Consider the following 24,229-nt stretch of genomic DNA (forward strand, 5'->3'; position numbering starts at 1 on the left):
AATCATGACATTCACACAGTTGCTGCGAAAAGAAAATGATGATATTTTCCAGGCCATATTTAACCATCCATTTGTTGATGGCATCGGAAAAGGAAACGTTCCCGATAAAGCAATCGCACATTATATAAAAGCTGACTTCGAATACTTAAATGCTTTTATGCGGATTTATGGGACGGCTATTTCCAAGTCAGCAAAACGCGAGGATATACAGTTTTTTAATGAACAAATTCGATTTGTGTTAAATAGTGAAATCCATCCGCACCATAACTTTTGTGACCATATCGGTGTCGGCTATGAGGAGCTTCAAGGTTATGCGCTTCCGCCAACTGCGGATCATTACATGAAGCATATGATGTATCACGCTCACATGGGTGGTTTGGGTGAAACCATCAGCGCCCTTCTCCCTTGTCCATGGACTTACTGGGAAATCGGTCAGGAATTAATGACCAAATACGAACCATCAGCTGATCATCCGTTTTATCAATGGATTAGCTTTTATGCAGATGAAAGCACAGGCGAAATAACTGAAGAAATGCGAAATCGATTGGACAACATCGCAGAGGAAGCTTCCGTTGAAGAACAAAAACATATAAAAGAAGCATTCCGCAAAAGCTGTCAATTGGAGCTATCCTTCTGGGAGATGGCTTACACTTGCGAAAAATGGCCTGGCAAAGAGAAGGTGAACAGTTAATGAAACCTATTCCCGCAGCATTAACAATTGCCGGTACCGACCCTAGCGGCGGTGCCGGCATCCAGGCTGATTTGAAGACATTTCAGGAATTAAAAACGTACGGTATGTCTGTTATCACATCAGTTGTCGCCCAAAATACAACAGGCGTACAGGATGTCCATCACATACCGGAGCATATGATTGAGCAGCAATTGAAATCGGTTATGTCTGATATACCGTTTCAGGCATTCAAAACTGGCATGCTCGCCAATCCCGGCATTATGGATGCTGTTGCGGAGAAAATTTCTGAATTGAATGTCCTCTATATCATGGATCCGGTTATGGTAACAACAAGTGGTGATACGTTAATTTCCGAGGATTCTCGTGATTATCTGCGTGACATCCTGCTGCCAATGTCGACACTGGTTACACCGAATATGCCGGAAGCAGAGGTGATTACCGGTGAAAAGATCGACACATCCGAAGACATGCAGCAGGCAGCTAAACAGATTGTCCATGAATTTGGTGCAGATGCCGCCCTTGTAAAAGGCGGTCATCTGCAAGACGAAGCAGTCGATTTTCTATATGACGGCAAAATGATGCACACGTTTTCTACAGAACGCATTAATACGAAAAACACACATGGAACTGGCTGCACCTATTCAGCAGCCATTACAGCCTATTTAAGTCAAGGCTGTACACTGTCGGATGCCGTTCAAAACGCCAAGGATTTTATAACTGCTGCCATCCGTGATTCGTTTCCCATCGGAAATGGCAGCGGTCCGACCAATCAATGGGCACACCGAGCAGAAAGGGTGAATTAAATGAATGAAGCCATTATGTATAAAGTACGCGAAACAACCCCCCTTATCCATCATTTGACCAATCAAGTCGTCATCAATTTTTCAGCAAACGGATTGTTATCGTTTGGTGCTGCACCGGTGATGGCAAAGGCCGAAGAGGAAGTGCATGACATGGCATCCAGTGCTGATGGCGTTTTGCTTAATATTGGCACACTCACTGCCGATGAACTGCCGGCCATGATTAAGGCAGGCAAAGCGGCAAATGAAATAGGAATCCCCGTCGTCCTTGATCCGGTTGGTGTTGCAGCAACCCCATTCCGGACAACAGCCGTGAAAAAAATCCTTGCTGAAGTACAGATGACAGTCATTAAAGGAAATGCCGGCGAACTTGCACATCTCGTCGAAATCCCATGGGAAACAAAAGGCGTCGAATCGGTTGGTAAAGGCAATACCGATGAGATAGCCTTCAAAGTGGCCGAATCCTATCAGACGACTGCTATGATAACCGGGAAAACGGATGTCATTTGTTATGATGGCGAGATGTCGTATAATCAGACCGGCCATCCAATTTTAAGGAAAATAACCGGAGCAGGCTGTCTGTTAGGTTCTATTTTATCAGCATGTCTGACAACAAAAGACACGATAACAGAACAGGCACAGACCGCCGCTGAATTTTACGGGCTCGCCGCGGAATATGCGGCCAAAAAGCCAAATGTTAATGGCCCGGGGACGTTTCTTCCCAATTTCATCGATACGCTATCTTTTGATCCTGTGGAGCTGAAAAGGTGATCATATATGAACCTGAGAAAATATTTTATTATGGGAAGTCAAAACTGTGACCACAGCCCTGAGGATATTCTTGAAGAAGCAGCAAAGGCTGGTATTACGGCATTTCAGTTCCGGGAAAAAGGGGGCGGATCTCTGACTGGGCAAGATAAACTGGCATTGGGCTACAGACTACGCAACATTTGCGCACGTCATCACGTCCTGTTTTTCGTGAACGATGATATTGATTTGGCTGAACCACTGGAAGCTGACGGTATCCATGTTGGACAGGATGACATGCGACCGGAAAAAGTGAAGGAGATGTATCCCAATAAAATCATCGGCCTGTCTGTGTCAAATCAGAAGGAAGTTGAAAACAGCCCCATTCAGCTGGCAGACTATCTTGGTGCCGGTCCAATTTTTACCACATCGACAAAGGAAGATGCCAAACAAGCAGTCGGAACCGAATGGATCAAAACATTAAAGCAGCAATATCCTGGCACTCCAATTGTCGGAATCGGCGGCATCACGGAACAAAACGCGGCCTTCGTCATGGAAGCTGGCGCTGACGGTGTTGCTGTTATTTCAGCTATTGCAGGTGCTGATAATATTGAAACAGTAATTAGGAGGCTCTAGTTGATTGAATGGTATAAATTTTATATTGAAATCGTAATCTATTCCCCATATAATATCGATAGAATAATATACTGAAAATAATTAAAACTCCAGTATATTTGCTTATTTATTTCATTCTGGATGATTAGTAATGAGAGCTTTCTTTTCTCTATTGAGTGTCTTTATTATAATATTAATGCTGGCAGCACTGCCCGATACCATGCACGATGAAAACGGTAAATTTTCATTTGAACCTGAAGCAGGATGGACTTCGTTCAAAGACTACGTTGGAGGTCTTGCAAATGGGGAGTCATTCCATTATCAACAGGGAACAGATCGAAATCCCAGCTTTTTTGATGATATGGGAAGGTATTTTACCATATCTTTTTTGTATTTATTTGTTTCATCGGTTATCGCCATTACGATCAGCTTAATAGTTGCCAGCTGGCAGGCGCAATCGGACAAAGAATGGATTAAGGATATCATTGGTTTTTTTGGTGTGCTGCCAGATTTTATATTGATTCTATTTCTACAAATGGGGGCGGTTTTCATCTTTCAATCAACAGGCGTGCATGTCGCCCGTGTGGCATCTAGTAGCATTGATAATCCTGCAATTTTACTTCCGATTATGACATTGCTGACTATACCGGCCATTTATTTGATCCGCACGCTGTCTGAACGCACTTATGAAGTGTTGACAGAGGATTATATCCTTATGGCAAAATCAAAAGGGATCAACAAACTGACGATTTTTTTTCAGCATGTTATCCGGAATGTTCTCCCCTATTTAAAAGCAGATTTACATAAAATGATGGCCATCATGATGGGCAATTTATTTATCGTTGAATATTTATTCAATATACCTGGTGTAACCAGACTAGTTTTCAATGATTCCGCTTATCAATTTAATTTAACCGTTAATGGGCTGCTGACATTTGTCGTATTGTATCTCATGCTTTATTGGAGTATTCGGGGGTTTGTTTACGGGCTGGAAAGAGTGTTTGCCTATGGGTAACTGGCGTCTTTGGAGTGGCTGTCTTATAACGGGGCTTTTATTGATTATTGCACTGGCCGGCCCCGCTTTTGCCCCTTATGATTCGGATTTTCAGGAGCCAGCCGGATATGTTGAAACAGATGACGGAAAAGAGATGATGGGTTCACCTTTCCCGCCATCGGAGGATCACTGGCTTGGCACGGATGAATGGGGATATGACATTCTCTCTATGCTGCTTTATGGTGCGAAATATACATTTTTCACAGCTGTTTTCACCGCCTCGGCACGGGTACTGATCGGTGGAAGTGCCGGATTAATCGCAGGTATGGGAAACAGAAAAGTGAGAACAGGTAATGGTTTTGGATTGCTTGGCAGTATTCCCGCCTTTTTGATATTTATTTTGTCATGGCTGGAATTATTGTCAATTCTTCACTTTCATCATGGAAGTTAGCATTATTGCAGGGAATTTTAATGGCACTCGTCGGGACTCCCGGTGTGTATGCAACCGTATTGAAAAAGACATCAGAAATAAACAAAAATTTATTCGTTACTGCTTCATCATCACTAGGCGGCAGTAAAGTCCATATCATAACAAAACATATCTTTCCATATGTAAAAGGAAACTTGTCCGTTTTATTTGTCAAGGAAATTATATTGGTGCTGGGGCTAATTGGTCAGCTCGGTATTTTCGACACCTTTTTAGGAGGGACCATCAAACGCGAGACACCGCCGTATATTCATATCTCCGAAACACATGAATGGGCTGGCATCGTGGGGCAATGGAGAGGATTCATTTACGGTTCACAATGGATCCTGTTCTTTCCCTTATGTGCATATATCGTGCTTCTACTCGGATTTTATCTTATATCAAGAGGGCTGGAACAGAAACAAAGGAAAACATTTTATAAGGTTCCTTACTTATAAAAAATTGACGCACGAAAGAAAAAGAGACTGGGACAAAAGAACGTTTATAAAATAAGAAACGAACAACAAACGCTGCGGAAAACTACTTGGTGCTCGTCGTGTTGAATGAGATTTCGGAGAAGCAGCACTCCTCGCAACTCGCAGTTTAATCGGCGGATGTTTTGCTCGTCGCTTTCCGCGGGCGGCTTGTGAGCCTCTGCGTCTTTCGCACTGCGCGGTCTGACCCAGACCATTCCTCCCGCTGGAATCTACGCATATTTCTTCAGCTAAAACGGCCGATTGGTCGTCTTTAAGACCCCTTACTTTAGTTTTTTCCCAGCCTCGTTTTGATGTGATACGATTGTATCAGTACAAACCTACTTTTTACTCCGGTCTGCATATACCGCCATGGCATCACGCATGAACACAGCCAAACCCTGACCATACTTATCGATATTATTTGTAAATCGCTTATCATCGACATACATTTGGCCGAGTCCCTTGAAAGCTTCCAATGAGTAGCTGCCAATTTTGTTCAAGTAATTATACCAGAGTTTAATGGCCTCTTGCGCTTCATCTGAATCTGGTGCTTTATGGCGAATCGCTGCAAGGTCTTTATAAATTTGGTCAAATGCTTCACCAACCGCATTCTGCTCATCCTGTGACATTTTGTTAATGATGGCATTTGATCCATCGACTGCTCTGTCACCCCAACGCTCGCGGGCTTCTTGTTCATACGGATTTTTACTGAAATCAAATCCAGCAAACTTCTCTTTATCACCCATGTGAATCTCTCCTTTCGTGTGCAAAATCGTCTTATCAATCGTCACAATCATATTATCCAGACGGGCACGTTCTTCAAGCAGCATCTTGCGCTGGACCTGAAGTGCCTCTTCCCGGTCAAACGACGGACTGTTGATAATATCCTTTATTTTTTTCAAAGGGAAGCCAAATTTTTTAAAAAACAGTATTTGCTGCAATGTTTCAAGATCTTTTTCCGAATAGATTCGATAGCCTGATTCCGTTGTCTGTTCAGGCTTTAACAATCCGATGTCATCATAATGATGCAGTGTGCGCACACTGATTCCGACTAATTCGGCAACTTCTTTTACTTTCATTGGTGAAGCCTCCCTTTAATGATTACAGTAAAGTATAACGTAACGTGAGAGTCAATAGGAAATCACCAAATAAAAAAAGTAACCGGATTTCTTTTGAAGCTGGCGATTCAATGTGAGAATTGGCCGGATTATATTGGAAAGTGACCGAAATCTCAAGTGAGACGACCGAATCAATCGGCACATCACAAAATGCGTATCAAATTGCCGGGACGTATAAAGAGACAGAATGCACCTGTTCATACGCCCATACAAAGTTAGACGAATCCCCATATAGTGAAGAGAAGGATTTTTTAGGGAGGAAAATAACATGTACCATTACCAGCCACCATATGGTGATACACGAATATTAAATTTCCCCTGGTTCCAGGGAGACGGGCCAGGAGCAGAGCCACCATTTGACGGGCCGCCCGGGCAGATGGGAGGAGGCCCGCCATTCAGTGAATTCCCGGGAGGACAAGGACAAATCAGTGCCCCCACTTCGCCGCCGCCATCGTTTATACCACAGCAGCCGCAAACGCAGCAGGCACAGGAAGAAATCGGCGTCTTTGCGGTTGACCCGGGTGCCATTCAGGGCTGTCTATTCCGATTTACGTATATCTGGCTAAGATGGGAATCTTTCTGGTTTTTCCCAGTCTTTATCGGCAGACGGTCGATCGCCGGATTCAGATGGCAGCGGAACAGATGGGTATACTACGGTGTTGATCTTGACAACATCCAATCATTCCAATGCTATTAACGTGTTTTCCGTAATCCTCTAACCGAAGTCCATCACGCAAAGGAGGGATACTATCTATCAATTAGCCTTACTGTATCTGGCATGTGTTTTGGCAGGATTCGCACTAGCCAATGTGCCGGATTCTTCCATCATTTCAACAGGGCTTGCAGCTTTTTTGGATGTGCTCAGTGGTATTGTGATCATTGTATTTTCCGCAGCCATTCTTTACCTTGGAATGAAGTCACTGTTGAACAAATGATTCGTTCATACAGTAAAAGAGACCGTACTGAGCGGTCTCTTATCTTTTCCTGTTTTTTTGATCGATAACCGGCACCAAAATAGCACAAAAAATGGCTGTAAAATAAGACAGGTACCTAAAGCCAATCGGTTCATTGAATAATATCATGCCAAGTATTCCGATGAGACTGGAAAGTGCAATCCCAAGGAAAAATCCCCCGATTAGTCCGACAATGACAGCTAAAAATGATCTCATATCATTCCTCCCCCTTCTTATTTGCAGAAATCAGCTTCCAAACTCGTAAAACAATCGAGCATGATAATATGAACAATACAACCGCTATAACTGGGTGCAAGGCACCTGCCCACGGTAATGCGCCCGTGATATTGGCTGTAAAATACATGAGAAATATCAGAACTAGCACTCCAAACAGCTGCCAGTACACCCAACGCGGAAAAACGCCAACAATTGCGAAGATCAGCATCAGAACCGGAATGTTAAACCCAAACAGGTGAACAAATATGATATGCTTCACCCAATTTTCAGGACTTACGAATATGGCCATCCCTGCCAAAAAGATTTGTACTGTCACACTTAATGTGAACATAATGGCTAAAACGAGAAAGGTCATTCTTCCAAAAAGGATTCTAGTTTGATTGTTTTTCAATTCGTATCCCCCCCTTTATGCAAACTCTGTGTACATCATACAAAAGATATCTAAACTGCCTCTTATGAAATCCTTAAATAAAGATTAAATATGACCTTCATTCCTAAAACAGTAAAAATCGCTGGAGTTTATATGTTGAACTCCCGCGGTCTTATTGTTTTAATCATTTATAAACCGGTATCCGACACCCCATATCGTTTCAATAAATGCCGGATTGGACGGGTCTGTTTCAATTTTTTCCCGGATTTTGCGTATGTGAACAGTAACTGTTGTAATATCCCCCATGGAGTTAATCCCCCAAATTCGTTCAAACAAATGATCTTTACTGAATACTCTGTTCGGATTGGCTGCCAAAAAGACCAGCAAATCAAATTCCTTTGCAGTAAACTTCTTTTCTTCCCCATTTACAAATACCCGACGTGAATCCTGGTCAATAACAAGGCCCTTAATTCGTATTTCATCGTGTTTATCACGGTTCACCAGCCGTTCATACCTTGATAAATGTGCCTTAACACGTGCAACCAGTTCATTCGGATTAAACGGTTTGACAATATAATCATCTGCACCTTGATGGAAGCCCCGTATCTTATCAATATCTTCTTTCCGTGCAGTCACCATCAAAATAGGAATATCCAATCGCTCTCTGATTCTATCACATAGTTTGAGTCCATCCACTTCCGGAAGCATCAAATCAAGCAAAATTAAATCATAACATCCAGCTTTTGCCTTTTGGAGTCCTTCTGCACCTGTACCGGCAATATCACTGGTAAATCCATTCACTTCCAGATAGTCCCGTTCCAGTTCGGCAATACTCTGCTCGTCCTCGATGATCAGAATATGTTTCATTTTGTCACCTTCTTCCTAAGGGTAAAGCAAATACGTGTTTCTTCCCCTAAACGACTATCTGCCCAAATTTCCCCGCCATGCGACGTGACAATCCGTTTCACAATCGCGAGACCAAGACCGCTGCCGCCGGTTTCGGCATTTCTCGATGCATCTGCCCGATAAAAACTGTCAAAGATAAGCGGCACATTTTCTTCTGATATGCCGTTGCCGTTATCTTGTATCTCAACGAGCACATAACCGTCACCAGCTGTCAAATGGAACGCCATTTTTTTGTGTTGTTTATCCATATGCTTCAAACTGTTTTGAACGATATTCGTTACAGCGCGTTTCAGTTGATCCCTGTCAGCCTCAACAAAATAATTATTCTGCCAGTCAGCCTGAAAGTTGACTGTTCCGCCATTCTGCTCAAGATCCAACCTCAACTCTTCAGCAAAATCAGAGAAAAACGCATATAAATCCAATTCTTCAAACGCAAATGGGATGCGCTCTAAATCCAGCTTTGAATATAAGGATAACTCATCGATTAATGCGTCCATTTCATTGGCCTTGCGATAAATTGTTTCCATATAGCGATCCAATTTCTCCGGTGTGTCTGCAACCCCGTCCTGAACACCTTTGACATACCCCTTTATCGACGTCATCGGCGTTTTCAGGTCATGGGATATACTGGCTATCAATTCTTTACGATTTTCCTCATACCGGTTTTGAAGCTTGTTTGCTTCCTTCAACTTCAAACGCATTGATTCAAACGTATCCGACAACAGACCTAATTCATCATTCCTGCTGGATACAATGCTATAATCAAGGTTTCCTTCACTAATTTCCGCCGCAGCCTTTGACAGACGTCGGACAGGTTTGATAATACTTCTCGAAACGAAGTATGTCAGCAGCCCATTCGTTACAACTAAAATAAGCAGCATTCCAATAAACCGTAAGCTGATAAACGCCTTTAATTGTGCTCCCTCTGGATTACCATCAAACGCAACAAAGAGAACATACCCTAACATTATTTCAATTAAGAAGAAGCCGATGATTGGTATAACAATCATCGCGATATTGGATAAAAGCAGCCTTTTTTGAATGGACAATCATTCCACCTGCCTTGTAGTATGACTATACAATTATTGTAACCAACAATTATTAACAATTTCTTAAATAACATAAAGTGAAACTTCATTCGGTGGGGTTTTTCCCCACTGAATGTTAGTTAAACAGAATCGGACATTTACGACGCACAGGACGTGCTAGTACAGGCGTTGTCATAGGATGTGACGAACTTAGCCTGCCAGGCAGTTAATCCACGAAATCAGCCATTGATCAAATTCTATTTCATGATTCACGATTTTACTGCCAGTTACATGTGGTAAATTATTATATTCCACAGTAAAAAGGAAGCCACTATTCTTATGGAACAGTGGCTTCTCTTCAGTCATTTTTAATATTCTCCACAATGGTTTCGACTTCTCTTCTTGATATCTTTTCGCGTCCTTCTTTCAGTGCTTTGACGGTTCTTTTGGCTAAAGCAAGCGGAATCCGGCAAAACAGCATAATCGTACGTGTGTGAATATCTTTCATATACTCGTCAGCCTGAGCAAGGTTTTGTTCAGTATAGCTGAACATATCATCCTTGGTCCATCCATCCGGTACAAAATTGACACCGCGTTCGCTGTCCTCATCCTGATTACGCAAAATATTAACTGCCTGCAGTCCCCGGCCATAGCCAATGGCAAGCTCCCGGTCTGTTTCCGTCCCGTCATACCATTTCCAAATGTCAGATAGCATGACACCTACAAGTCCCGCTACATAATATGTATAATCATCAAGATCGTCTTTATCCCTGATATTCCATCCCTTTTCCACCCAGTCACCCATTCCTGCGGCCATAATGCCAGTCGATTCTTTCACATTTTCCACAATACCCTCCGGACAAAGATTGATCCAGTCGCCTAACCTCAGCGTTACTTCTGGAAGCTGGGACTCATAGGGCCGAACCAATTCACGGTATGCCCGATTGTCAAATTTACGCTTCAACAAGTCGCTCGTTGACCGGAGCAGACGCTGTTTTGTCTGAGAATCCAGCTCTTCATGATCCTCTATCTCATCGACAGCACGCATGCATAAATAGGCTGATCCGACCGTTTGTTTCAATGGCGATTTCAGCATGGTTATCGGTATGTAAAATGTTCTGCTTGTCTGTTTCAGGATATGAATTGCATCTTTTTGCAACTTTTTCGCTTCACTCAACGGTGACGCCTCCCTTATTCTATATACATTATACCAAAAAACATCCATAAATAATATATGAATAGAACAAAAAAAGGGAGTACCTTAAAGTACCCCACTCTACTTTTTATGATCAATTTTAATGGGTCTTCCCTTTCTAGGGCGCTCCCACATCAGTCCTTGTTCAAGTGCCATTTTTTTGGCGATTTGCGGTGCATTCCACAGCGGTGGCAACAGCAGAAATGATACCGGCACAGCCGTGATGACAATTGAATTTTGAATAGCTGTGATACTGCCCTCGCCTATTGTGAGAATCATCATCGTCGTTCCACCGAAAATTAATGCCCAGAATACTCGCAGCCAGCGGGCAGGGTGATCATTTCCAGTCAGTGTCACCGATACAGTATATGACATCGTGTCTGTTGTCGTTGCCACGAAGACAATCGATATGAGAAGAAATGCTACGGCCATAACAGTCCCCATTGGTAATTGATCCATGATTGCCATAACCGCTGCGGGCATGCCCGCCTCATTCAATGCTCCGGAAACGGATCCTTCGTTTTCCATTTCAAAGAATACACCGGTCCCGCCCACAATAGAAAACCAGAAATTCGTAACAAGTGGTGCGACAATCGATACCGCGATGATCAATTCGCGAATGGTTCTGCCGCGGGAAATGCGGCTAATAAAGATAATCAGCATCGGACCATAGCCAATAAACCATCCCCAGAAAAAGATAGTCCAACCCCCAAGCCAGGCGCTGTCACCTCGGTAAAAATTCATCGCAAAGAAATTTTGCAAATGCATTCCCGTACCACCGATAAACGCATCAATGATAAACAATGTTGGACCGATCAGAAGCATAATAATTCCTAACAGGAAGGTCATACTGACATTGACACGGCTCAGCAGCAAAATTCCCCGGTCGACCCCAGTCGCAGCTGATATCGCTGCAATTGCAACCAAAACAACAACAATCAGGATACTTACGGTTACTGTGTTAGGAACACCAAACAAATGATTGAGTCCATATGAGATTTGCAAACCGAGAAACCCTAATGGTCCTAAAGTCCCGGCAGCTGTCGCGATAATTGAAAAGATATCTGCTGCGGAACCAAGAATACTTTTTTGAAAGATTTTTTCCCCGAATATCGGGTATAACAAAGCCCGTGGCCGCATCGGGTAGCCTTTGCTGTAATGCACATACATCATGACGATGGTTGCGAGTGTTCCCAGTATCGCCCAGGCTAAAAAGCCCCAATGCATGAAACCCTGGGCAAATGCAGCCCAAATGTTATTAAATTCTCCTCCGCCAAACAATGGTGGCGTTGTCATGTAGTGATACATCGGCTCAGAGGCTGCCCAGAAAACACCACCACTTGCGAGAAGGGTTACCAAAATCATAGCAACCCAGCGATAATAGCTGTATTTTGGTTTATCCATATTACCTAATCGAACCTTACCAAATCTAGAAAAGGCTAAAAATATACCAATGGCAAAATTACCGAACAGCAAAACCTGCCAATACGCTCCAAAAAGATCCGCAGCGTAATCAAATAATATCGTAATCCAATCCCCAACCATTTCACTGTTGATAAACGATAAAATAATAAATAAAATCAAAAGACCGCCACTTACTGCAAATACGGTCCAATCTGTTTTCACTTTCTTCGTGTTCTGCACGTTTTTCCTCCCATTTTTTAGGAACAAGTGTCTATAATTCGTGCTATCATTACAGACCGTTGGATGGAAAATGATTACACTTTGCTCGAACCATTTTTAATACCATCTCTCTCTCTAAAAACCATCGGCTTGCTCTTATTATTTTAAAACATAGTTTTATATTATAGTTTCGATTAAGCAAAACGTCAAACACAACAATATTTTTTTCGTGCAGGTGTAGTATTTCCGCATTGCAGGAAATTATTCTGAACCGCATTTTCCAAACAAAGCCATGGCTAAAAATCCAACGCCCATCCCGATCATCGTACCAGCTGCTGTATCCCCTGCCCACATGCCCATACCGATGCCAAGGAAAAAGCATCCTGTAAAGGCAATGCCGCCACGTTCATAATTCAATTAACTCACCCCACTAATAGTTATAAAGTTATTAACGTTAACCTTACCGTATCATTATTCGATAAGATTCGATGAATCCCTTTTTAAAACAAAAATTCCCGCATCAATATGTGTGTGATGCAGGATATTATATGCAGCACCTTATGATTTGTACGATTTATAGGTTTTTTGGCTTGACATAATGAAGATTTATACTATCTTGATAATCTAACTGGACTTCATCAGGGATTTTTAAGTATATGAGACGTTCACCGCCTGTATATGTTTTTTCATCCATTGTTCACCTTCCTCACCTGTGAACTGTGAAATCGGAAATTCCCGCTTGAACATGGAAAGTTCAATCACTGACGGCACAGGAGCATCAATCGTGACGATTCTTGAGGAAAGCTTGACGTTCAAAGGATTTAACTTAATCTTATCTGACATATCTCTTCCCTCTACAATCAATGGCGGCTGATAGTACAAAGCATCAATAGTGTTGTTTCGATCAGGATCTCTTTCCACAAATACAGGAATATCGGCGTGGGGGTCATGGCCGTTTACCATTTCCAAGCGAAGTTCCGCACTTTCTGTTGTCATCTTCCATGTGTCCTGCTGATAAACCTGGCAGTCGTTGTCGATATCACCTGCATCAGCTAGCGCCCATAGTGATGGGAGTTCTCCGGAACGTTCTCTACCTTAGCCGGAAGATCCGGATCTTCCGGGAGCAGGTACTGCTAGAAGCAGCACCGCCAGATAAATACCAAAAAGCCATTGTACCAGTTTACTATAACTATACTGTTTACGCCTTTTCGGTATGAGCTTAATCACAACGAATACCAAAAAACCGATGGCCAGCAACAGGATGATAGTCGGCACCAATTCATTTACGTCCGCACCTCCAATCGGCGGAAAATCAAAATTGAACCAGCCAACATAAGCCCCGTGGTTCCGATAATCTTAAAGGTGAGAAGCAAGAATAATCTCTCCTGAAAGTAAAACTCACCGATTGCCGGCAGGAAATGGGAACCGGTCATCTGGGGTCAGATAATGATCAGTCCAATGACTGCTGCAGGGAGGCTGTAAGCCAGGATTTTATGCAGGTGCGCTTTTTGGCGTTCTATCAGCGAATTTCAGTGTTCTATCAGCATATTTTCCAATTTTATCAGCGATTTCGGTTTTTCTTATTGAGTGGTTTCACAATCAAACATCTGCTAGAATGATACCTAGAGGACGGAGGAGATTTTAATGAAAGTTTATGTTGACGCAGATGCCTGTCCGGTTAAAAAAACGATTATTTCGGTAGCCAGGGAGTTTGATGTTCCGGTCGTGCTTGTGAAAAGTTTGTCCCACTTTTCACATGATGATGAACAGCCCAGTGTGGAGACCATATACGTGGACACAGGTGCTGAAGCTGCGGATTATCGGATTATGCAGCTGGCTCAAAAAGGCGATATAATCGTTACACAGGACTATGGGCTTGCTTCATTGGGGCTTTCCAAAGGGTGTACTGTACTGCACCATAAAGGCTTTACATATACAAATCAGAACATCGATCAACTGCTGCAAACCCGTTATGTGAACGCATTGGCACGTAAAAGCGGCAAACGGACAAAAGGGCCAAAGGCTTTTAACCCTGATGATGAGGCAAAATTTCGCGACCTTTTCAGAGAAACATTGCAAAAGTCGCACTAATCCACACCAATAATAGCACTTCTGCGTTCCAGAATTACCACATCCCGCCATACACCATTTAATTTACCGAGTCGGTGTCTGACCCCAACTTCGGTAAATCCGCACTTTTTATGTAATGAAATGCTGCTTTTGTTTTCAGGAAAAATATTTGCTTCCAGTGACCAAAAATCATGATCTTCACTGGCATTGACCATGACCTGCAGCAATTTGGTTCCGACACCATTACCCGTACTGCTGCCGCTAATATAAATGCTCACTTCGGCTGCACCAGCATGTGCCTCACGCTTGGAAATGGGAGTCAGAGCTGCCCAGCCGACGACATCTTCACCTTTACGTGCGACCAGCCGGCAAACAGAGAAATGCTCACGATCCCACTCTTCCCAGGTTGGGGCTCCCGTTTCAAATGTGGCATTTCCCGTATGAATCCCTTCTATGAAAATATTACGGACCTGATTCCAATCTGTTTTTTTCATACGGTCGATCACAATTTGGCTGTTCATGGTAGTCACCTGCTTACTCCAATGGTTGATTATTTGTCTTCGTCGAACGAAATATATTCGATTATTATATCATAAATACGATGTGTTTAAATAAGAAATCTTCAGTCAGCTATTGTCATGTTCATCTAATTAGATTATAATCTAATTAGATGTTGTTTTGGAGGGTAAGTATATGCAGCTTAACAAAATAGTTCACTTCCATAAAACGATTGGTGACAAGACACGCATTCAAATCATCGCCTTGTTAAAGGATGGGCCGCTGCACGGGCAGGCCATTGCGGGAAAACTGGGACTGACCCCGCCAACCATTTCGTATCACTTAACAAAGCTGAAAGAAATCGATGTCATTTATCAGCGCCGTGATAAAAATACCATCTATTTTCACCTGAATGAAAAACAGCTCACCTTTATGGCCGAGGCCATTATACGGATCGGAGGTGAAAGCGAAATGGACGAATACTATGTGGACGAAAAAGAAAAGTATAAAGTCATCCAAAACTTCTTTGCACAGGACGGTTCACTCAAAAGCATCCCGGCGCAGCGCAAGAAAAAACTCGTCGTGCTGGAGCATCTTATAAAAGGACTGCAAAAAGGCAAAATCTATCATGAAAAAGAAATTAACGATTATATTAAACAGTTCCATGAGGATTTTGCTACGATCAGACGTGAATTTGTCATGTACGGTTTTATGACACGACAAGGCGGAGAATATGAATTAAACCCCGAAGAATTATGGCTGATTTATTAATCAGCTTCTTTCTTCGTCAGATAATTAGATAAATATAAAATTAGATGAAATTGAAAATAGGTGACGATCATGTCGAATTGGACCGTATGGAAACAGGAAAAAAATTATCGAAAACTATTCTGGGCGGGTGCCATCAGCGGAATTGGGAGCCGTTTTACGCAAGTTGCCATTCTGACTTTACTATACCAAATAACCGATTCAGGACTGGCGATCGGGATATTTTTCACAGTAAGAATGGCGCCATTTTTATTAGTGGCACCACTCGGGGGTATGCTTGCGGATCGAATGCCAAAAAAGAATCTATTAATCATTACTGATATTTTACGAGTCCCGTTTGCCCTATCTCCCTTGCTTGTACAAGGACCCGACCATTTATGGATCATCTATACCAGTGCATTTTTTCTTGCTTCAGGAGATGCGTTATATTCACCGGTCAGAATGGCTTCCATACCTGCCCTGGTTAAACAGGACCGGCTGCTGTATGTAAATGCAATTGAACAGATCATGCTCGGTGCTGTCCTTGTGGTCGGTTCCAGTACAGGTGGTATTATCGCCTATTTATTTGGCTTGAGTGTACCATTTACTTTGGATGGGATATCGTTTATGATATCCGCGATGTTTTTGACTGGATTAACAATTCCCGTTACAGAAAAACCCATTAAACAAATGAAACCAATTCAACATGAACCATCAAACTGGAATTATATTCTCAGTTCAGCTGCACTTATTATATTCCTGGTTATTGAATTAACAATGCCATTGGCAAATGGAACCGATAATGTTTTGATGAGTGTGTATGCTCTGGATGTTTTTGAAATGGATGATCTTGGTGTCGGGTTTATTTATGGCGCACTGGGATTAGGGTTTATCATCAGCTCGTTCTTTTCCAATATGCTTAAACGTAAACTTGTTCCGCTCATTGTAATTTTTATTGCACTGGAGGGTACAGGACATTTGATTTTAAGTTCTGTTCCCACCTTCTATATTGCACTTCTGACTGTTTTATTCATCACGTTCGTCGGCGGGATCAGCAATATCTGTCTCAGTACACTCACGATGAAAGTCGTGCCAAGATCAAAGCAAGGAAGCTTTTTCGGGCTGACTGAAATGATCTCCAATACAACAATGGGCGTAGCAATGGGCGTGGCAGGCGTCCTGCTGAAAATATTTGAGCCGCGGACCTTGAGCTTTTTGGTCGGCATCACATATATTGTCTTTACAGTGGTATATGCCATCCTATTTTCCAAAATTGATCTTGTAAAAGCAAAACGGGAACTGAGAAGGGCGTAGACCGGTCATCAAGATTTGGTTGATATATCCTAATAAAACCCTTTGAAATAATAGCCTCTCTACCGTTTCAAAGGGTTTTCTATTACAACTTGCTGATCCTGAAATCATCCTGCAGCACAGCCCAGTTTTGCGGGAATGGACTGCCCAGCGCCCAATAACTCACGCCTCTCAGACCATATTCCTTCACGGTATCGTACTTGGCTTGAACACTGCGGGCATCCTCAAACCAGACTTCATGTTCCTGTCCGCTCTCATCGACATAATGAAAAAATGGTGCTTGATACGTTTCATGATATTGAATCTGCACACCATACCTTGCTGCCAACTGTACCGCTTCCTTTGGCCCTACAGTCTCCGCAAACGTCCCCTCGACCCACGGGATGTTCCAATCACGCCCATACAATGGGACGCCAATCATAATTTTGTTACGTGGAATCACAGTCACGGCATAATCGAGCACATCAATTACTTCATTAATTGGAGCGATCGCCCACGGTTCACCGCCAGCCCAGCCCCATTCGTATGTCATCAATATGACGAAGTCTGCAATTTCTCCGTGCGCCTGATAATCATGAGCCTCATACAACAGCCCCTGCTGATCAGCCGTTTCCTTTGGCGCCAATGCCGTCGTGACCAGAAACCCTTCCGGATGCAGCCGGTCAACGACACGTCTCAGGAACGCATTATAATTCTCACGATCTTCCGGATATACATATTCAAAATCAAAATTGACACCTGCATACCCCTTCGTTCGCATGACTTCCAGCAGATTCGTAATCAGACGCTCCTGGGTTTCAGGATTACGGAACACGGCTGCTGCCAAGTCTGAATTGAATTCACCCTGAGCGAAATTGGTCACAACCATCAACGGTGCAACATTAGTCGCTCCGGCAGCTTCCAAAACCGGCCTTTCCTGCATTTGCGTGAGCGTGCCGTCTTCACGGATACTATACCTAAACGGGGAAAGATAGGTTAAATATCTTCCTAAACGCAAGATTTCAACTCTTCCTTCCTCACTCAATTGTGTTGTATAAGCATTCACTTCGGTTACAGGTTTAGCAGCTATCGGAATCCGTAATGTCTGCCCCGGGAAAATCAGACCTGGCTGGGCAATGTCGTTAGCTGCCATAATTTGCTCAGCGCTTACACCATACTGCTGTGCAATTCCCCAAATGTATTCACCCGCCTGGACAATATGCGAAAAATAAGGATGCGTCAGCATTTGACCAACATATATCAAAGAAGGATCTGTAATATTATTGGCCGCTGCCAGTTCCTGAATGGTTACCCCAAACATCTGTGCAATTGCCCACAAATTATCTCCGGACTGGATAACATATTCACGGCCGGGCTCCGGAATAACCAGCGACTGTCCGGGGATGAGCACATCAGGCGTATCCAATTCATTCAGCAGAACAATCTGGTTTATATCCGTCCCATAATTTTGCGCAATCTGCCATAATGTATCACCACTTTGCACGACATGTATTTCCATATATACTCCCCCAATTTGATCTCTACATATCATCCTATTCATTGGATGATTGTCCCAGTAACAATTCTGAGGGAGAAAATAACCAAATTTGGATTACAAACAATCAATAGGTTTCTTTATTTCAATTGGATTGTTCAGCATAAAAAAAGTCCTCCCTTTTATAGGAGAACGTCAGATAACCATCCTTGTTTTTACTTTCTCACATCGCTTATCACAAATCTGCTTTTCGGTATAGACGGCATTCGTACCAGGCTATAACCCAAATCCTGTTTTGGCACCTTATAGTCCACCCGTTTCGCCAAAAAACCAAGACTCACTTTCAGAACCTCAATCGTCACCCACTCACCGGCACAGCGATGTCCCATATTGTAATCACCACCGCCCTGTGGGATAAAGTTAAACGGGCTTTCACTCCATTCCTCAAATCGTTCCGGTCTGAATTCATCCGGTGCGTTCCATAGATCCGGATCACGGTTCGTTCCATAAACATCAAGCAGAACAAGCGTTCCTTTTTTGAAGTGATATCCACCCCACTTGAAATCACTGCGAACCTTTGCACCTAAATACGGACCAAACGGATAGTAACGACGAACCTCCTGGACAAACATTCGGATATAAGCATCATCACCCGTCTTCAGCTTTTCTTTCGCTTCTGGAAAGTCATGCATTGCCAACGCACCGAACGTAACATAGCGGCCGATAGCTGTGATTGGTCTTATAATATTAATCAGTTCCACTGCCGCAATTTGCAAGTCCAGCAGTTCACCATTCAAACCACGATGCCAGGCCATTTTATATAAAGCAGTATCTTCACGCGAATTGCGCTTTCCACTTCTGACCTGATCGATCACGTTTCTGATCCATCTTTCCGTCCTATTACGCGCTGTCCTTCCACGCCAATATCTTGGCCCGACTGCTCCGAAAGCGTCGATCATCGACGAAAGATCACTCGTACGCCGGTTCAGTTCGCTGGCAAATAACGGAACACCAGCCCATTCACAGGCGATGCGGCACATGATTTTTTCCGCTTCATGAAACAGAACGATTTTTCGTTTACTGTGCCAATGATCCATAGCAATCTCCCATTGCTTTGCCGTTATGTCTGTCAGATCGCGGAGACGGTCGCGAGTCATAAGCGACATAAATAGTTGTTTTCGATGCTTATGAGCGGCACCATCCAATCCCTGTACAGCCTGTTTGCCAAATAATGATTCCTTGATCCGGTTAGGGACCGCACCTTTTCGTTTAAATTTTTCCTCGTCATAGAAAACTTCTGCCGCCTCTTCACCGCCTATACAAATTACCTTTTGGCCACCCAGCAGCCTGGTTTGGAAAATATCTGACTGAAATCGTCTGCGCCTGTTGAGGATGTATTGGTAGCCTTCCGATAACATAGTAAGTGTATGATCCAAACCCTTTTCACGCGGAATTGTCATCAATATTGACTCCTTCCTGGATTTATTCTGTTATCAATTCTTTTTCCCCCATCCACAAAATTTATTCCGTCAATAGATCCACGAATCCATTGATATAGTTCGCAACATGGAAGTTTATATGTGAACCTGTTACGATTGGATATATGAATTTCAAACCAAAAGAAGGTGACCATGTGCATCAGAAAATTATCATCAATGATATGGAAATTGACGCCTTAAATATTAAGCTGGGGTCAACTACAAAAAATGGAGAAGAGCGGACGAAGATAAGTTTTGACTTTAAAGTAACGCACGAGGCTTACCATGACATCACAACTTTATTATATAAAAATGACTTTATTGTCAAAGTTCCCGATCGACACCTTCAATTTCCGGCCGTCATCAGTAACTATTCAACATCAATCACCAATTTATATGAGGAAGGTGCCATTGGAGATTTTAAACTGGAACTGATCGAAAAATCATCGTGCCATTAATCGTCAAACCCACACAGCCGAAAAGAATGCTGTGTGGGTTACCTTTCATGTTTACTGCTTGCATCAACGGTCGCCCCGCCATGATCCAACTGCAACAATGTCACCTCATAATCAGACAGCAAGTTTATAAAATGGGTAATGATTGATTGTCCTTTTCCTTTTGGAGCAAACGAAATCATGGTAGGACCCGCCCCGCTGATCACTGTTCCGTAAGCACCATATTTTTTCGATTCATACCTGATATCATCATAATTCGGAATCAATTGTGCCCGATATGGTTCGTGGAACAAATCACGTTCCATCATCTTACCTGCCAGCTCGTAATTCCCCGAAGAAAGGGCTGCAATCAGTACATTGCTGACAGCACTCGCCGAAGCAGCCAGTTCTCTTGAATATGATTCCGGCAGAACTTTGCGGGCTGCTTCCGTCTTTAAGTCATAGCCGGGGATGTATACAATCACCTCAACATCAGGCGCGGGCAATTGAATCCATTCAATCGAATAATCATTTGCAGTTGATATGACAAAGCCTCCCATCACAGCAGGTGCAATATTGTCTGGATGCCCTTCAATCTCGGATCCAAGCTCGAGTTTTTGTTCGCGTGAAAGCGAGAGACTGCATAACTGATTGGCAAGTTCGATGCCGGCAACAATTGCTGATGCACTGCTGCCAAATCCCCGAGCCAGCGGAATCTCACTCTGGACAGCCATTCTGCACACCGGCAGTTCCCGGTTCCATCGTAATGCAATATTACGGGCAATCTGAAAAATATAATGATCTTCATCATCTGCCTGCACAGGCAGATGTCGAGAATGCTGTATGACCTCCCATTCAGCTGAAAGGGAAACATCCAATGTTAAATATAAATTCAGCGCGAGACCGACCGAATCAAATCCCGGCCCAATGTTAGCCGAGCTTGCCGGGACACGTATCCTGAACGGCTTCATATGTTCACCAAGTTTCCAATATAATTCATCACTGCCTGCTCATCATTCCGCAACGTTACCGGATCTTTATCAATTTGATCGATTGCTGTTTGCGGATCCTTCAACCCATTTCCGGTAAGAACCGCAACAACCTTTGATCCTTGTGAAATCGTTTGATCTTTGCACTGCCGGATAATGCCTGCAATCGAAGCACAGGATCCCGGTTCGGCAAACACACCTTCTTTGCTTCCCAAAAGTTTTTGTGCATATGCAATCTCAGCATCGGTCACATCATCAATATTCCCGTTTGATTCATTCCGCGCCTTGACAGCCAAGTCCCAGCTTGCCGGGTTTCCAATTCTAATAGCGGTTGCGATCGTTTCCGGGTTGGAAATGACGTCATCCCGGACAATGGCTGCTGCCCCCTCTGCCTCAAAACCAAACATGCGTGGAAGACCTGTCTGCTTTGTTTCGTTATACGCTTTAAAACCTTTCCAGTACGCGCTGATATTGCCTGCATTTCCAACAGGAATGGCCAGGATATCAGGAGCTGAACCCAGCACATGGCAAATCTCAAACGCGGCTGTTTTTTGTCCTTCCAGCCGGTATGGATTAACCGAATTAACAAGTGTTACAGGTGCATTCTCGCTTATTTTCCGGACGATTTTCAAGGCGTCGTCAAAATTGCCGTCAATCTCCACAATATCTGCCCCATACATTACCGCTTGAGCCAGTTTACCCAGAGCAATTTTTCCTTTTGGAATGACAATGATTGCCCTAATGCCAGCTCTTGCTGCATAAGCTGCTGCTGAAGCGGAAGTATTGCCAGTAGAGGCGCAGATGATCGCCTCACTTCCTTCTTCAATTGCTTTAGCAACAGCCAGGACCATTCCCCTATCTTTAAATGATCCGGTCGGGTTGACGCCTTCTACCTTTCCATATAATTCAATCCCCAGTTTCTCCGAAATTGCCGGAAAGTGAATAAGTGGTGTATTGCCCTCTTGCAGCGACAATTCAGGCGTTCTGTCCGTCACAGGCAAATACGAACGATAGTGTTTGATTAAGCCTTGCCACGTCATACTTCAGCATCTCCTTCTACTTTGTAAAAACTCCTTATGTTAAGCACTTCACCAAGGTTGTTAAGCGCCTCTAACGCCTGATGTATTTTGTCCAGTGATGCCTGGTGCGTAATCACGACAATTTCCGCAGTATCCGGATTTTTCGACGGATTTTGAAGAATTTGTTTAAAACTGATATGAAATTGATTGAATAATGACGATATGCGGGAAAACACACCTACTTCATCCTTTACGTGAAAACGAACGTAATATTGCCCAAAACGTTGGTCTTCAGTTTTTAACTCTTTTTTGAAGCGGGGTTCGACAACCTGGCTACCGGTCACGCCTCGATGCATATTCTTAATGACGGTAACCACATCCGATATGACAGCTGCAGCAGTTGGCATGCTTCCTGCACCAGCGCCGTAGAACATGGCTTCACCAACTGCCTCACCATAAACATAGACAGCGTTGTATTCATTTTTAACATCTGCGAGCGGATGCTGCTTGGAAATAAATGCCGGCTGAACATTCACTTCCACTTGCTTATCATCAAATTTCGCAAATCCAATCAGCTTCATAATGAATCCCAGATTATCGCCATACTGCAAGTCTGCTAAGTCAATTCCGTTAATGCCGGTTACTTCAACATCTTCCAAATCAATGTACGTTGAAAAGGCAAGACGGCAGAGAATTGCCATTTTTCTGGCAGCATCGAGGCCGTCCACATCAGCAGCCGGATCAGCTTCAGCAAACCCGAGTTCCTGGGCTTCCTTCAGCGCATCTTCATAGCTTACGCCTTCATTGTGCATTTTCGTCAATATGTAATTCGTCGTTCCGTTCACAATCCCCATTAACTGTTCAATATGATCAGAGGCGAATCCATCGGTAATCCCTCTTAAAATAGGGATTCCCCCGGCTACGCTTGCCTCATAATAAAAATCACATTTATTTCTTTCTGCAGCTTCATGCAATTCAGCACCATACAGGGCCACTAAGTCCTTATTTGCCGTCACCACATGTTTTTTGGAAGCAAATGCTTTTAAAATGGATTCACGTGCTTCTTCAATGCCGCCCATCACTTCAACAACGACCTCAATTTCCGGATCATTCAGGACATCGTCAGCGTTCGTTGTAAACACTGTTCCATCAAGGTCAGCCTCAACATGACGGGATTTATTCGGATCCCGGATTAGTGCACTTTTGACATGGACATGGCACCCAAGCTGATGAGCAATTTTTTCCTGATGTTTTTCAATCAGACTGATAACACCCGAACCGACTACGCCAACACCTAATAAACCAACCGATACCTTGTCTTCCAAACCATCACCTCATATTCAAATAAATGATATTTTATACATTTAAACATGAATATGAAAGTGTGGCAATAGCGAATTTTTAATCATTTTAGTTTTACCGGCAGAACCACCAAATAGAATTGATTTAGTTGACATGGCGTTAATAAACGTTTTACAATTAATTTTAATTAAAATTAAATTAATTTAAATTAAATATGATGGAGCGAGATTCATTATGGAAGAAAATCTATCATTAAAATCGTTTGTTGTACTGATGAAAGCATCAAAATCAGTAACGGAACGGGTGAAAAAAGATATCAGCCGCTATCACATGAAAACATCTGAATTCGCTGTATTAGAAGCCTTATATCATAAGGGAGATCTGACCGTGAAACAGATTTCTGAAGCAGTCCTGATTAATACTGGGTCAATGACATATGTGATTGACAAGCTGGAAGCCAGAGATTTGCTCGAACGCCGGCCATGTAAGAATGACCGCCGGGCTGTCTATATCCATATCACGGATGAAGGAAGGCAGCTGATGGACGACATTTTTCCAAAACACCAAAAGGCGATTGAGGAGATATTTCAGAACGTAACAGCTGAAGAAAAGAAAGCAGCTATTGATATCCTAAAAAGAATTGGACAAAAGTAGATATATTACAGAAACATGTATCATGAAAGGAGAA

At 43.1% G+C, this 24,229-nt stretch carries 30 protein-coding genes; 14 read left to right on the forward strand and 16 right to left on the reverse strand.

Features of this window, described 5'->3' with window-relative positions; translation table 11 throughout:
• Positions 1-4 precede the first annotated feature (4 nt).
• The 7 genes from tenA (at position 5) to BM195_RS08945 (ending at position 4,771) form a co-directional block, all read left to right on the forward strand.
• Complete coding sequence (tenA, locus tag BM195_RS08915) at positions 5-691, forward strand: thiaminase II (RefSeq protein ID WP_090236749.1); 687 nt, start codon at positions 5-7, stop codon at positions 689-691.
• The gene (gene thiD, locus BM195_RS08920) at positions 691-1,494 is read left to right on the forward strand and encodes a bifunctional hydroxymethylpyrimidine kinase/phosphomethylpyrimidine kinase (RefSeq protein WP_090236751.1); all 804 of its coding nucleotides are present in this window, start codon (positions 691-693) and stop codon (positions 1,492-1,494) included. Before tenA ends, thiD begins: the two co-directional genes overlap by 1 nt.
• A complete protein-coding gene (thiM, locus tag BM195_RS08925; RefSeq protein ID WP_090236754.1) occupies positions 1,495-2,262 on the forward strand; it encodes a hydroxyethylthiazole kinase in 768 nt (255 codons plus the stop codon).
• Between the two features lie 6 nt (positions 2,263-2,268).
• Entirely contained in the window at positions 2,269-2,874 is a 606-nt protein-coding gene (gene thiE / locus BM195_RS08930; RefSeq protein WP_090236757.1) for a thiamine phosphate synthase, read from the forward strand.
• Between the two features lie 130 nt (positions 2,875-3,004).
• Positions 3,005-3,868: an ABC transporter permease subunit gene (locus tag BM195_RS08935; RefSeq protein WP_090236761.1), complete on the forward strand. Its 864-nt coding sequence runs from the start codon at positions 3,005-3,007 to the stop codon at positions 3,866-3,868.
• Positions 3,861-4,298: a hypothetical protein gene (locus BM195_RS08940; protein ID WP_090236763.1), complete on the forward strand. Its 438-nt coding sequence runs from the start codon at positions 3,861-3,863 to the stop codon at positions 4,296-4,298. The genes BM195_RS08935 and BM195_RS08940 overlap by 8 nt, the downstream gene beginning before the upstream one ends.
• A 5-nt stretch (positions 4,299-4,303) precedes the next feature.
• The gene (locus BM195_RS08945) at positions 4,304-4,771 is read left to right on the forward strand and encodes a hypothetical protein (protein WP_090236766.1); all 468 of its coding nucleotides are present in this window, start codon (positions 4,304-4,306) and stop codon (positions 4,769-4,771) included.
• A gap of 356 nt (positions 4,772-5,127) precedes the next feature.
• Here the strand turns inward: BM195_RS08945 and BM195_RS08950 are convergent, their stop codons facing one another.
• Positions 5,128-5,868, reverse strand: a complete 741-nt coding sequence (locus BM195_RS08950) for a MerR family transcriptional regulator (protein ID WP_090236768.1) — start codon at positions 5,866-5,868, stop codon at positions 5,128-5,130.
• Between the two features lie 307 nt (positions 5,869-6,175).
• Here BM195_RS08950 and BM195_RS08955 point away from each other — a divergent pair, with 307 nt between their 5' ends.
• Positions 6,176-6,604 (forward strand): hypothetical protein, encoded by a 429-nt coding sequence (locus BM195_RS08955; protein WP_090236771.1) that lies wholly within the window; start codon positions 6,176-6,178, stop codon positions 6,602-6,604.
• 88 nt (positions 6,605-6,692) lie between these two features.
• Complete coding sequence (locus tag BM195_RS08960; RefSeq protein WP_244535713.1) at positions 6,693-6,842, forward strand: hypothetical protein; 150 nt, start codon at positions 6,693-6,695, stop codon at positions 6,840-6,842.
• Between the two features lie 39 nt (positions 6,843-6,881).
• On the opposite strand, the gene BM195_RS08965 is transcribed toward BM195_RS08960, so the two are convergent.
• The 9 genes from BM195_RS08965 to BM195_RS08995 all read right to left on the reverse strand — a co-directional run bounded on the left by BM195_RS08965 (position 6,882) and on the right by BM195_RS08995 (position 13,215).
• The gene (locus BM195_RS08965) at positions 6,882-7,076 is read right to left on the reverse strand and encodes a DUF5957 family protein (protein WP_090236777.1); all 195 of its coding nucleotides are present in this window, start codon (positions 7,074-7,076) and stop codon (positions 6,882-6,884) included.
• 1 nt (position 7,077) lies between these two features.
• Positions 7,078-7,488, reverse strand: coding sequence for a DUF6220 domain-containing protein (locus tag BM195_RS08970; RefSeq protein WP_244535714.1), 411 nt, complete (start codon positions 7,486-7,488; stop codon positions 7,078-7,080).
• 159 nt (positions 7,489-7,647) lie between these two features.
• Complete coding sequence (locus BM195_RS08975; protein WP_090236779.1) at positions 7,648-8,334, reverse strand: response regulator transcription factor; 687 nt, start codon at positions 8,332-8,334, stop codon at positions 7,648-7,650.
• Entirely contained in the window at positions 8,331-9,422 is a 1,092-nt protein-coding gene (locus BM195_RS08980) for a sensor histidine kinase (RefSeq protein WP_090236782.1), read from the reverse strand. The genes BM195_RS08975 and BM195_RS08980 overlap by 4 nt, the downstream gene beginning before the upstream one ends.
• A 189-nt stretch (positions 9,423-9,611) precedes the next feature.
• Positions 9,612-9,767, reverse strand: coding sequence for a hypothetical protein (locus BM195_RS18315; protein WP_170848205.1), 156 nt, complete (start codon positions 9,765-9,767; stop codon positions 9,612-9,614).
• Positions 9,760-10,578, reverse strand: coding sequence for a squalene/phytoene synthase family protein (locus BM195_RS08985; protein ID WP_090236784.1), 819 nt, complete (start codon positions 10,576-10,578; stop codon positions 9,760-9,762). Before BM195_RS08985 ends, BM195_RS18315 begins: the two co-directional genes overlap by 8 nt.
• A 99-nt stretch (positions 10,579-10,677) precedes the next feature.
• Positions 10,678-12,240 (reverse strand): BCCT family transporter, encoded by a 1,563-nt coding sequence (locus tag BM195_RS08990; protein WP_090236790.1) that lies wholly within the window; start codon positions 12,238-12,240, stop codon positions 10,678-10,680.
• A gap of 240 nt (positions 12,241-12,480) precedes the next feature.
• Complete coding sequence (locus BM195_RS18320; protein WP_170848206.1) at positions 12,481-12,636, reverse strand: hypothetical protein; 156 nt, start codon at positions 12,634-12,636, stop codon at positions 12,481-12,483.
• 231 nt (positions 12,637-12,867) lie between these two features.
• On the reverse strand, positions 12,868-13,215 hold the full coding sequence (locus BM195_RS08995) for a hypothetical protein (RefSeq protein WP_090236794.1): 348 nt from the start codon (positions 13,213-13,215) through the stop codon (positions 12,868-12,870).
• Positions 13,216-13,863: 648 nt separating this feature from the next.
• On the opposite strand from BM195_RS08995, the gene BM195_RS09005 reads away from it, so the two are divergent.
• Complete coding sequence (locus tag BM195_RS09005; protein ID WP_090236799.1) at positions 13,864-14,310, forward strand: YaiI/YqxD family protein; 447 nt, start codon at positions 13,864-13,866, stop codon at positions 14,308-14,310.
• On the opposite strand, the gene BM195_RS09010 is transcribed toward BM195_RS09005, so the two are convergent.
• A complete protein-coding gene (locus BM195_RS09010) occupies positions 14,307-14,810 on the reverse strand; it encodes a GNAT family N-acetyltransferase (RefSeq protein WP_090236802.1) in 504 nt (167 codons plus the stop codon). The genes BM195_RS09005 and BM195_RS09010 overlap by 4 nt on opposite strands.
• Positions 14,811-14,982: 172 nt before the next feature.
• On the opposite strand from BM195_RS09010, the gene BM195_RS09015 reads away from it, so the two are divergent.
• Both BM195_RS09015 and BM195_RS09020 read left to right on the forward strand, forming a co-directional pair.
• Positions 14,983-15,558, forward strand: coding sequence for a DUF2087 domain-containing protein (locus tag BM195_RS09015; protein ID WP_090236805.1), 576 nt, complete (start codon positions 14,983-14,985; stop codon positions 15,556-15,558).
• 69 nt (positions 15,559-15,627) lie between these two features.
• The gene (locus tag BM195_RS09020; protein WP_090236808.1) at positions 15,628-16,848 is read left to right on the forward strand and encodes an MFS transporter; all 1,221 of its coding nucleotides are present in this window, start codon (positions 15,628-15,630) and stop codon (positions 16,846-16,848) included.
• A gap of 82 nt (positions 16,849-16,930) precedes the next feature.
• Here BM195_RS09020 and BM195_RS09025 read toward each other — a convergent pair whose 3' ends face one another.
• Together BM195_RS09025 and cypC are read right to left on the reverse strand one after the other, a co-directional pair.
• Positions 16,931-18,343: a LysM peptidoglycan-binding domain-containing protein gene (locus tag BM195_RS09025; protein WP_090236812.1), complete on the reverse strand. Its 1,413-nt coding sequence runs from the start codon at positions 18,341-18,343 to the stop codon at positions 16,931-16,933.
• Positions 18,344-18,534: 191 nt separating this feature from the next.
• Complete coding sequence (cypC, locus tag BM195_RS09030) at positions 18,535-19,779, reverse strand: CYP152 family fatty-acid peroxygenase CypC (protein ID WP_280141252.1); 1,245 nt, start codon at positions 19,777-19,779, stop codon at positions 18,535-18,537.
• Positions 19,780-19,952: 173 nt separating this feature from the next.
• Between cypC and BM195_RS09035 the strand changes: the two genes are divergently transcribed.
• Positions 19,953-20,255 (forward strand): DUF3219 family protein, encoded by a 303-nt coding sequence (locus BM195_RS09035; protein ID WP_280141253.1) that lies wholly within the window; start codon positions 19,953-19,955, stop codon positions 20,253-20,255.
• Between the two features lie 38 nt (positions 20,256-20,293).
• On the opposite strand, the gene thrB is transcribed toward BM195_RS09035, so the two are convergent.
• The 3 genes from thrB to BM195_RS09050 are packed head-to-tail and all read right to left on the reverse strand — an operon-like array spanning position 20,294 to position 23,564.
• On the reverse strand, positions 20,294-21,202 hold the full coding sequence (thrB, locus tag BM195_RS09040) for a homoserine kinase (protein WP_090236827.1): 909 nt from the start codon (positions 21,200-21,202) through the stop codon (positions 20,294-20,296).
• Positions 21,199-22,260: a threonine synthase gene (gene thrC / locus BM195_RS09045; RefSeq protein ID WP_090236833.1), complete on the reverse strand. Its 1,062-nt coding sequence runs from the start codon at positions 22,258-22,260 to the stop codon at positions 21,199-21,201. Before thrC ends, thrB begins: the two co-directional genes overlap by 4 nt.
• Positions 22,257-23,564: a homoserine dehydrogenase gene (locus tag BM195_RS09050; RefSeq protein WP_090236839.1), complete on the reverse strand. Its 1,308-nt coding sequence runs from the start codon at positions 23,562-23,564 to the stop codon at positions 22,257-22,259. Before BM195_RS09050 ends, thrC begins: the two co-directional genes overlap by 4 nt.
• 211 nt (positions 23,565-23,775) lie before the next feature.
• Here BM195_RS09050 and BM195_RS09055 point away from each other — a divergent pair, with 211 nt between their 5' ends.
• Positions 23,776-24,195: a MarR family winged helix-turn-helix transcriptional regulator gene (locus BM195_RS09055; RefSeq protein WP_090236842.1), complete on the forward strand. Its 420-nt coding sequence runs from the start codon at positions 23,776-23,778 to the stop codon at positions 24,193-24,195.
• Positions 24,196-24,229 lie beyond the last annotated feature (34 nt).

This window comes from Lentibacillus halodurans, assembly GCF_900112045.1.
Taxonomy (GTDB): Bacteria; Bacillota; Bacilli; order Bacillales; family Amphibacillaceae; genus Lentibacillus; species Lentibacillus halodurans.